General features: G+C 34.3%; 8 protein-coding genes. 2 read left to right on the plus strand and 6 right to left on the minus strand.

Going from position 1 to position 10,602, the window contains the following annotated elements; translation table 11 throughout:
* Positions 1–324: 324 nt before the first annotated feature.
* The 6 genes from HNQ84_RS13955 to HNQ84_RS13980 form a co-directional block, all read right to left on the minus strand.
* On the minus strand, positions 325–1,191 hold the full coding sequence (locus HNQ84_RS13955) for an NYN domain-containing protein (RefSeq protein WP_185968145.1): 867 nt from the start codon (positions 1,189–1,191) through the stop codon (positions 325–327).
* A 170-nt stretch (positions 1,192–1,361) separates the two neighbouring features.
* The gene (locus HNQ84_RS13960; protein ID WP_185968144.1) at positions 1,362–3,242 is read right to left on the minus strand and encodes a TnsD family Tn7-like transposition protein; all 1,881 of its coding nucleotides are present in this window, start codon (positions 3,240–3,242) and stop codon (positions 1,362–1,364) included.
* Positions 3,211–4,917 carry an AAA family ATPase gene (locus HNQ84_RS13965; RefSeq protein WP_077429749.1) on the minus strand — a complete coding sequence of 569 codons (1,707 nt, stop codon included), beginning with the start codon at positions 4,915–4,917 and terminating at the stop codon, positions 3,211–3,213. Before HNQ84_RS13965 ends, HNQ84_RS13960 begins: the two co-directional genes overlap by 32 nt.
* On the minus strand, positions 4,898–7,069 hold the full coding sequence (locus HNQ84_RS13970; RefSeq protein WP_435622438.1) for a TnsB C-terminal domain-containing protein: 2,172 nt from the start codon (positions 7,067–7,069) through the stop codon (positions 4,898–4,900). The genes HNQ84_RS13965 and HNQ84_RS13970 overlap by 20 nt, the downstream gene beginning before the upstream one ends.
* Before the next feature lie 15 nt (positions 7,070–7,084).
* Positions 7,085–7,894 (minus strand): TnsA endonuclease N-terminal domain-containing protein, encoded by an 810-nt coding sequence (locus tag HNQ84_RS13975; protein WP_144329973.1) that lies wholly within the window; start codon positions 7,892–7,894, stop codon positions 7,085–7,087.
* 303 nt (positions 7,895–8,197) lie between these two features.
* Positions 8,198–8,659 (minus strand): hypothetical protein, encoded by a 462-nt coding sequence (locus tag HNQ84_RS13980; protein ID WP_110107462.1) that lies wholly within the window; start codon positions 8,657–8,659, stop codon positions 8,198–8,200.
* Positions 8,660–9,187: 528 nt separating this feature from the next.
* On the opposite strand from HNQ84_RS13980, the gene HNQ84_RS13985 reads away from it, so the two are divergent.
* Both HNQ84_RS13985 and HNQ84_RS13990 read left to right on the plus strand, forming a co-directional pair.
* Positions 9,188–9,505 carry an ASCH domain-containing protein gene (locus tag HNQ84_RS13985; RefSeq protein ID WP_435622439.1) on the plus strand — a complete coding sequence of 106 codons (318 nt, stop codon included), beginning with the start codon at positions 9,188–9,190 and terminating at the stop codon, positions 9,503–9,505.
* 134 nt (positions 9,506–9,639) lie between these two features.
* Entirely contained in the window at positions 9,640–10,284 is a 645-nt protein-coding gene (locus HNQ84_RS13990) for an alpha/beta family hydrolase (protein ID WP_074044757.1), read from the plus strand.
* Positions 10,285–10,602: the final 318 nt, after the last annotated feature.

The raw sequence follows: 10,602 nt of genomic DNA on the forward strand, positions 1-10,602 counted from the left end.
TTGTTAAATTACAAAAAAGTTGGGTACTGTGAAACGATAAAGCCCACATTCTTACGTTCGATTTTACATTTCGTAAAAAATAAAGTCGGGTACCGCGACTTTTTTTGCGTGACAAAAAAGTCGGGTACTCAAAACTTGAATTAATTATAAAACAAAAAGGTGACTAAAAAGTCACCTTTTTGTTTCCCATAAGGGATTTTATCTCAGAAATTTTTTTCTCAGCTACTTTTTTCTCAACTACTTTTATCTTCGTTGCTTTTTTCTTAAACAACTTCTTTCTTTAGTTGTATTATATGCAGGTTTTATAAAAAAAGTCAATAAATTTTATTTTTTTTCGTAAAGGCTTTTTATAAACTCGTCATTTATATATGAAGTTTGAATATCAGTAGCTTGAATAATCGATTCGTTCACTAATTCCGATATTAGTTCCTTGATTGTAATACCATAACATTTTTTACCATAATGATTATATTGATAAACAACCAATTTGTTTTCTTCCTCTAATGCTTTCAGATATCGAGCAAATTCATATGTGAATAACTTGTACCATGCCGAGGAATCCTGAATATAAAAATCTAATTCGATGTGCTTGTAAGGTTTCCCCGCAGAGAAGTCGGAGTAATTCTTTCTTGCATAAGAACTAAAACTGCTGTATATCTCGTCTTTAATGTTTTTTGGTATTGGTTCACTAATAGGTTGACCCGTTGTTTCATCCTTTATGTCAAGTATTTTCTCTAAAAACTCATGTTTTGTCGGAAAAACATCTACACCATAATCGTAGTCCTTGATAGTTGTAATAAGAAAAACATCTTTGTTTCTTTTCCTAGTTGCTTTTACCAAAGGGATCATATCCTTGTCACTCGAGATAATAACAACACCATCAACAATCTCATTGGTATATACTTGTTCCAAAACATCCACTGCAATTTGAATATCTGCATAGTTTTTACTTTTGTTTGAAGTATGTCTTACTTCTACGTTATGTTGTAGCAACCATGTTTGATGATGAGATAAATGTAAGTCATTAAGATCAAAGTTGGCATAAACAATTATATCCAAAATATTTAGCGAGTTTTCATTACAATAATTTCTAATTTTATTAAACAAATCCTTTTCTTGAGCATTTGTATAATACTTTTTAAGAATTAAATGAATATTTTCATAATCAACATATACAATTACGTTTTTCAAAATATATCCCACTTTTCCTTTATATAACAAGTCAATATTCGACAATAAAGAACATTTTTCCTTCTTTTTTTATATTTCTGATGAATAAATTCAATTATTTTAATCTAATCTTTAATTAAAAAAGGACCCTTCACTGTTTATGATGAAGAAGTCCTATTTGTTGTCGTATATTATTTTACAGTTTCATACTCCGTTACTTTTAATGAGATAAACCTTTTCACTTCATTTGAAACAGTCGGTCGAAGCCCCGCCTTTTTGTAAATTTGCCATTCAATGATAGGTTGTCCCTCTTGTTTTAATTTCTCGATTACAAATTCCACCCGTCTCATTTGAAACAATTCTAAACTTTCTTCTACTTGAGAAATATAATTCATGGTTTTGGGTAATTTATCACCTTTTTTCTCAAGTAAGGACAAGTAGTTGATTTTCTTGCCAATGGCTGTCTTTGTAATCCTTGTTGGCTTCTCAGCTCCCAAATCCCATGTCCGAACAGCTTCCTTGACCATTTTTAAGATTTCTTCATCTCGCTTGTCCCAATTTACACGTTGCTTAGAGGGTTGAATTCTTTTCTTTGAAGGAGAATATTTATTAAGCCAATCACGATCATTTCGGTACAAAAACGCATAAACATCAGGTGCCATTTTTCGTAATTCCGTCTTTGATTTTTCAGGGTATAACTTTTGTAGCTCAAACCATTTATTTTTTCTTTCGGCTAATTGGGCTTCGTATCGTTCCAGTGGATCTTTTTGGTTTTCCTTTTCGATTTTCAGTAATTTCCATGGTACTTTTAATCCTAATTCGGCAGCGTACTTTTTGATTGTTGCTCGGTCCGCCTGTAATTCTTTTGATATATCTGTAAGTGAATACCCTTCGTTCACTAATTCGGTCAGTTTATCCTTCCAAACCTTACCGTATTCCTTTATCGTACCAATACGATACCGATCATTCCTGTTTTTGTCAGGTCCTCTCCTTGAAAAAACAAACCCACAGTCACAACGAAATGTTCCAACCGGTTTCCCTGTATCATAACATCTGGTTATCGTTAAAGATGTAACAACTGGTTTATGATAATTGGGGCATGCGACATTTAAGCATAGCCAAGGACCTTTACCAAAAGGATGATACTGCTCTTTATTAAACAAATGATTCAAGTCGGTTTCTAAAAACAGCATGACTAGTATATGCCGTATCGGATGAAAGGACTTCCGGTGTTTTTGAAATATCATCGTTAACCAATTGGTTTCTTCGAACAATGCTGGAGACTGTAAAAGTTCCAAACAGCGGTCGGAAAACTTTGAAGTAAAGCTCTGATATAATTTATCACGTTTTACAAATCCATTAGGACTAGCAAATTCTTTTTGTTTTAAAAGCTCAACATACTTTTCCCTAACGGTATTATCTTGTGTCTGGAGATGCCTATTTGTTAGCAGGGACTCCGTTATTTGAGCAATTTTTAAAAGCAACTGAAGTTCTTCTTTTTGCAACCCATCCAGGTTCATCCGTTTTCTTTCAATAAAAGGGGTTGCGATTACATATTCATGTTGGTTTTCAGTTTTTGTAGATACCGCTGTTTCTTCCAATATCGTTTCATGTTTTGGACAAATAAACACGCCAGGAGCTTGATGGATACGATGCCAATACGTTTCGCCATACGTGTCCATGTCCTCTTTGATACAGTCACTACACACCCAAAGGTTCGTTTTTGTTTTCACATTACTTGCTGAAACTCCGATACGGGTGTGAATGGTACTCCCTTTATCATCCATCATGGATTTTTTTACTTGATCTGCCTGCTTTGGAAGCAAAAAGGCTGCATAATACGAATACATCGTATGGTTAAAAATTAGGTTATCTGCATCCCAATAAGGACCCATTCGACTCAACAAAGTATTCAAATTGGCTGGTAAGTCCCAAACTGATCGGATGGTCCGTTTTCCAAACAATTCTTCGGTCGTCATTTTAGGACTTGTATTTCCGGACCGCACATGATACCTCGCGAATACGCTATATAGAAGCTCATCAGGATACGGCGTTGGAAACCAAAGTAGCATGGTCATCTTCCTCCCAAAAATCATCTAAAGGTTGTTTGACAATGTTTTTATCAAGAAACCATTCGTGAACTGATTTTTTCTTATTCCTTGCTTCTTCCATTAAGTGACCCAAATAATTTTCCGATTTTGATTTGGCTTTCTTGGTTTTGATTTGAGCATTGTCTTTCTTCTCATCCTTTTCAATAAGGAGTTTTATCGCTTCTTTTATCACCATTGGTTTTTCAATATCTTCGCCAAACTTTTTAAAGACTTTCTTTAGGGCAGTCTGGGCTTCTTTGGGCTCAAAGTCCATAGCTAACAGTTGCAGTGTCACCTCTTCTAAAAGGGATTGCTCCCTTTTTTGACGTTTTTGTTCTTGTATCTTCTTTTGAATGCGAATCTTTTCTTGCAAATCAATGGAGGCTTTATATTTTTCAATTTCCTCATCAATATCAATGGGACGAATATCTTCGTATTTGGCAATCTCACTTGGAATTCCTGATCTCAATGCCTTTAACATCGGTCGAACCAACCTTAAGCTATCGTTTGCCACTTGTTTGATGATTTGTTTGCTTAATTTTTCTTCCCCTGTTGCAATCGCTCTTACCTGTGATAGCATGAAGAGTTTGACAGCAATATCGAGGATTCCTTGGCTTTCCTCATAAATCAAATCACTGAATTCACTGGTTAGCGGTGTATAATTGGTTGTCCACTGATATTCCCACATACCTTCGACAAATAACTCCCATGACTCATCTTTTGGCATCTGGGACCAAACCATATCCCCTTGTCCGCTTCCCCGTCTTGCTTGCCGGAATTCACTTTGTAAAACCGAAACAGCTTTATTTGTTCCAACCAGCAAAACAGGAATACCAATGGTGTTAACCAATGTGACGAAAAAGTTCAGCATTTTGTCCGATCCGCCACTCTTACTAAGACTGAGGTGCTGAATCTCATCGATAATGAGTAAGCCTATCCCATGGAGACTTGCCAGATGAGCCATTCGTTGTAACATTAAATCTGTGGTATTTTTTTGCGATCCAAATTTGTTTAGATAGTTGGACCCCAGCAATCGATCCAATTCTGCAAAAAAGCTTATACATAAGCCTTTTAATGAACCATCGAACGGACAGTCCAGCTTCATCCAGCTAATCTGAGTAAAAATAAATGGTTTCCCTTGATACTCATGATGCTTAATAATTTGCGGATAAAAAGATAACACTCTTTCAATTGCGGTCGATTTTCCGATTCCTGAAAGACCAATAAGCGTAAAGCCAGCTGCTGTTCGTTTTGTTTCTGTTTGATAGCTCTTTAAAAATTTCCCCTCTTTTATCGCTTGGTAACTTTCATGAATTCTCATGACTTCTTCTTTTTGCATTGGATTTCGGTGCAGATACCCTTGACGGATGGCTCTTGAAATTCGTTGTTCAAGGTCTAAATGTTTTTCAAATGGTTGAAAGTATTGAAACAGCCTCTGCACACAATGAAATCGATAATTAGCATTCAACGAACGTTCTTTTTCATTAAATGGAGGGAATACGGATATTTGTTCAATTACTTCTTCCTCCGTAAGAATAGGAGGAAGTGCTTCAATCAATGGATTGTTTTCATAATCTTGAACGATCTGAGGGCTATAAATCGCATCAACTACTGTTTTACCATGCAGAATCTGTGTTTCATTGACTGTTTTTTGCATGCATCAACTTCTCCTTTTGTTTTTGTCGTAATAACTCGATTCTGGAAACGCTCTTTTTCGGCTGCGTGTCTTCGACATGTTCTTCTGAAATAGTTCTTTGAGTCGATTGGTCAGAATCCGCTAATAAAAAGGCTTCTTCTTTCCTTCTCTCTTCTTTTTCCATTGAACGATTCCCACGAATTCCTTTGACTTTTTGGGCATTACTCATTTCTATTTTTTCTTGATCAACTAACTTTTTTGCTTTTTGAACAATGTGTTCGATGTCGCTTGCCAAATCCACCTTTTGTTGAATTTCTTCATGAGCATATTCTTGGTGTTTCAACGTTTCATAAGCAAACAAATATTCTACTTCTTCGATTGTTTTTCCATGATATTTCTTTTGATGATCAAGCAAAGTAGCTACTTCATAGCTTCGACCGTCTTCGCTAGGCAAATAAATGTGTGACATGTTTCTTGGATCATAACAAATAGGGATTTGCCAACTCTTTTGTCTGGCTTCTTCAAACCAACCTTCTTTTAATGCCCTTTCACTGCTGTAACGCATTTTCTTAAACTCAATTCCTTTATACGTCACTCTAGCTTTTGCCCTTGGAAGGAGGTTAAGTTTTACGATATCTTCTGAATAAGAACGGAGTTTGCCGGAACGATTTTTTATACCCCACTTCCATAATTCGCGAGGAATCAGTGGGACCTCATCTTGAATCATCATTTCATCTTGATTATAGTGTTTCAACCAATGGTGATTATTGTGATAGAGGACACATCGGATAATCACACTTGTGAATTCTTCCAATGTTAACGTGGCATCTAAACGATAATCCCTATCACCTCGTACCATGGCATCCCTATCCACGATGCCAGGTAAAAATGGTTTGACTTTTGTATGAATGGTCTTAAAGTGCTGTTCGACAATTCCTTTCCAATCCGCTCGGTACGGTGGTGTATTTTCTACTTTCATATTAAAAACAGAAATAAGTCGTTCGATATTGTATCCTTCTAATTCTCCCCGGTCGGCTAATAGCGTTTGAGGAAGGTAATGACAATCCCATTCGTCTTTTGTTATTTCAATACCGTATTGCTTACAATAGGAAACTTTATCGCTGGCAGTATTGGCAAGTGCCATCATTGCCCCAAGCCATGATGGTCCCTCTAGTCCTACATACAACCCCACAACCATACGGCTAAATACATCGATCACTACATAAATGACAGGACGACCGATGATCCAATTTCGATTAAAAGAACTGACAAGATAAACATCTGCAATCGTTGCATCAATCTGATATTTTGTTCCAGGTCCATACAATTCACCAACGGAAGTTCCTAACACTGCCCGATCCTCTAATTCGTATCTCCGATTACCTTTTCTTTTTCGAAGTTTTTCTTCCGATTGATAGGTCTTTTCGTACCAGTATCGGAACTGCCTTAGTGTCGGAAGTTTATCTTGTTCTAGGAGAATGGGCTTTTTTATGCCATTATCATATCGATAATCCACCACAAAGAAGGTTTTAAGCATTTGTTCATAGGTCGTTGCTAGAGGATTTTTCTTCGCAGTATGATAAAACCTCTTCACACTAACCTCAAAAATTCTTTTAATCTCATCGGTTATTACAATACCTTCGCCGGTTATTGTAGCAAATTTTCGTGGTCGTCCTTTTTTCTTATCTGTGCAAGTCTTTTCCTTCCCTTTCCCGCCAGAATTTTTATAATCGGGCAACAAAGCGTTCTTCACTTTACCTCTTTGCCAATATTGAACCATGTACTTATAAAGTAACCGTTTGGTTTTGCCCGTCTTTTCCATCGCCATTCGAATGAGATAACCCCTTGTTTCGCTTTCATATATTTCCGGCTCTTGTAAAACCATGTCTTTGATGCATTCCCAACGTTCATCTCTCAACATTTTATTTTTTTCAGGAAGTTGTTCCTCATCTTGATAGATAAAACCATAAGGATCATTATCGATAAACGATAATAATTGTTCCGCGTGTAATTGCTGCAAATCAGAGATTTTCCGCTTGATGGGCAGTGCTTTTTCTTTTTCAATATCGATGGTGTAACAGATTACATTACCTTCATCAATCCAAAGGATACGCTCCAATTGTTTCTTGCCGCTAGCTTCTTCAATACTGATGATGTCATTTATTACAAACATTTGATCCCTTCTTTCTTATATAAAGTCTAGTTTGAAAACATCTTCCACCCAAAGGTGTGTGTGAATCTTTTGATTAATATCTACACGTATTTCTCGGCGAGCAATTAAATACTTAAGGATTTCTAATCCCATTCCATTTTCTAATTGAAATGTGTTATCAAATTCTGTTACCACTTCTATAATCGAGGTATTATATTTCTTAATGAATGATTTCATTTGTTGAGCATAAGTATGAAGTGCTGATGTAGGCAAACCTTCTATACCAAAATAGGACGAATGTAACCATTCAACATTTTCAATCAGGTTCCTAGGCATTTCTTTTTCCGTGACAATTCCCCAATCAACCCCACGATCTTCCCAATAGGAACGTTCAATTTCTAATTTCTCAATGGTTCGTTTGTTCTCCAGTTCTTTTGATGGTTTTATTGTCCGGGCATAATGTTTTGTGCCTGCTGAAGTGGTTACCGTGATAAGAAAATCAGTGGTCATGACAATTGGTATTTGGGATTTCGGATCTGTTGGATGTTTAATGCCTTTGTTTGTGGCAATAAACAATGTATCTTCGCGATTTAATGGAAACTGTTCTCGTATATCAACAACAGAACGATTCCATTCCAATACATAGAAATAATCCCGTTCTAATTTGGATAAAAAGTGATGGATTCGATTGGTTTTCCATCCTTTCCCCCTAGTCACTAGACCACTTGAAGGAAAATCCTGAATATATATCCAAGGTTTATAATTCTCTCCCTTGCCTTGACCACGACCTTCTTTTTCCATTTCAGCGATTTTCTTTTCGGTTAATTCTGTTTTCCTTTTCGCCATCTATGCCACTCCTTTGATGCAAAACCTTCACGTTCCTATCATAGACAGACAAGTTTCCTTATACATGCCATAAAATTTCCCAGTTCCCATTTTTAGACAAAAAATATTTTTTAGAAAAAATAATTTAAAGAAATATTTTTTTGTGTATCTTTAAATGCGGTAAATGATTGATTTATGAAATAAAATTGTTTTTAGGTAATTTCAAAATGACATTTTTCTATCATTATTTACAAAAAACGTCATTTTTAAACAACAAAAATTTCAAAAAAATGACCTGTTGTCTTGAACAGGTCAGTTGATAAATCATTTTATTTTCAAAAAATTATTAAAGATATACAAATTTGTAAAAAATTGATCCCTATTTTCGTTTTTGCAATATTCAATGGAATTATAAAACAATGCCTTTATCTCTGATAATATTTGTTCGTCCTCCAAATGTTTTACAACTTCAGGTGATAATGTCCGATCTTCTGTTACACTTAATAGCAGTTGTCTCCATGTTTTTGGTATTTTTATTTTTTTATTATGTAATGCATTTATCGCTCCATTTACTGAAAGCTCATCGAATGTTAATAAATATGATTCAAAATAATCAATTTTTGGATCTTTTCCGCTAATGAATTCTTTAACTCGATTTCTTAAGTCCGATGGCTTTACATTCTTCTTGTACCTTTTTCTCAATACTAACCGCAATCTCTTTAAATATTCCTCGAATTCATCCTCAGTTAGTCGATCCAAAGCCTCACGCACATTATTTACATACATGTTTCTCCCCTCACCAATTTTTTTACTATCAGTCATTTCCGTTTTATTTTCAGAAAATACTTAAAAGATAATAAAAATAAAACCCATTTCTAAGTATAAACTCAGAAATGGGTAAAACCTTATACAACTTTATTTTTCACGAACAATAGTCCGCCCAGATTAGCAAATCCAAAACAAAACAAAACAAAATAAAATAAATATGTTCTGCTATGTACCCTTCAATCTGTTCATAGAATATATCATCTTTTAAGATTTTCCCAAAAAATCCTTGGTTCTTTTCAAAACCCTCAACAACATAATCCGTAAAGCATTTACGGAATCCGCTTGTGTTCAAAGTGTTTCATTGTTGAATATTTAATCTTTCATGTTCATCAATTCATATTTTTGCCAAAATGGGATGATTTTTTTAAGGTTATATGGAATTTTATGTTAATATATTTGTAGAGGATTATTTAACCAAAGAGGCAGAATAGTTTAAGAAGAAAGTATAAGTGAAAGTATCGAATTTTCTATTGGGGTGAAGTAATAATGCTACACAAAATGGGATTATATGAAGAACCCTTTCGATTAATTAAAACAGGTGAGAATACCGTTGAGGTGCGATTAAACGATGAGAAAAGAAGAAAGATTAAAATTAGAGATACAATTGAATTTATTAAAGTGCCTGAAGAAAACGAAGTGTTAAAAATTGAAGTATTGGAATTAAGAAATTACGATACATTCAAAGAACTGTATGAAGATATTCCGTTTAAAGACTTTGGCTGTGAAGGATGGACAATGGAGGAAATGTTAGAAGCAACATATAAGATATATTCACCAGAACAAGAAAAACAGTGGGTGCATTAGCTATTACAATTAAAGTATTAAAGTCATAATTTCTAACTAACTGATGTGTTAGTTCAATAAGACAGTAAATGAGTATTAAAAACAAAAATGGTAAATGGTGTTAAAATAATAAAAATAATCGGGAGGGGAAATCGGTGAAAGTTAATAAAAAGTCTTTACAAACAAAGGATAAAAAAATTAGTTATACACATATTGAAACAGGTTCTAAAATTATTTGTTTTATGTTTTCTGGTGCAGGATACACATATGATAAACCACTATTTTATTATGCAACAATGACGATGCTTCAAAATAAAATTGATGTCGTCCATATTCATTATTCATATAATGAAGATTTATTTAAACAGCCTCTTGAAAATATAACACAAACGATTATGAATGATGTAAATCCTGTTATTTTGGACGTACTTAAAAATGGACAATATACCGAAACAATTTTCTTAGGTAAATCACTCGGCACAATTCCTATTGCTAATGAAATAATGAAAAGAGAGTCTTATTTAGAGTCGAAAATGATATTACTTACCCCATTATTAAAATTTGATTTAATTTTCGAATCTATACAGAACAGTAAGCATCAAGGACTTCTTGTTATTGGAGATAAAGACCCGCATTACGATTCAAATAAACTTGAACAATTGAGAAAGACAAATTTAAATTTAGAGATTATTCAAAATGCAAATCATTCTTTAGATATTGAAGGATTCGAGACAATAAATTCAATCTCATCTTTATCACGAGTGATGGAAAAATTGCAAAATGTGATAAAAGCGAATTAGTAAAAAAGAAATTGTTTATAAATACATTTATTTAAAAAGTTAATTTGCTTGTTAATATATGTATAAGAGAGGTGCGAATTGCACCTCTTTTTAAATAGTTATTTATTATTTTGTAATTCAAATCCGAACCCGTTAGTAAAAATCGGATCGAGTTTTACAGGACAAGACTTTTTTGTCAAATAACAGTAATAGGAAAAACCAAAGCCTGCTGGATTCACCAACAGGCTTTCAGTTCCCGGCTTTTTTGTTCGGTACCCAACTTTTTTGTCCGGTTCCCGACTTTTTTGTCAAGTACCCGACTTTTTTGTCATTCAACAG

It is taken from the genome of Anoxybacillus eryuanensis (assembly GCF_051200995.1).
Taxonomy (GTDB): Bacteria; Bacillota; Bacilli; order Bacillales; family Anoxybacillaceae; genus Anoxybacillus; species Anoxybacillus tengchongensis.

Coding starts and splice junctions, on each gene's coding strand:
- HNQ84_RS13980 (WP_110107462.1), bottom strand. CDS start 8,659: ATGTATGTAAATAATGTGCGTGAGGCTTTGGATCGACTAACTGAGGAT.
- HNQ84_RS13970 (WP_435622438.1), bottom strand. CDS start 7,069: ATGTTTGTAATAAATGACATCATCAGTATTGAAGAAGCTAGCGGCAAG.
- HNQ84_RS13985 (WP_435622439.1), top strand. CDS start 9,188: ATGCTACACAAAATGGGATTATATGAAGAACCCTTTCGATTAATTAAA.
- HNQ84_RS13965 (WP_077429749.1), bottom strand. CDS start 4,917: ATGCAAAAAACAGTCAATGAAACACAGATTCTGCATGGTAAAACAGTA.
- HNQ84_RS13975 (WP_144329973.1), bottom strand. CDS start 7,894: ATGGCGAAAAGGAAAACAGAATTAACCGAAAAGAAAATCGCTGAAATG.
- HNQ84_RS13960 (WP_185968144.1), bottom strand. CDS start 3,242: ATGCTACTTTGGTTTCCAACGCCGTATCCTGATGAGCTTCTATATAGC.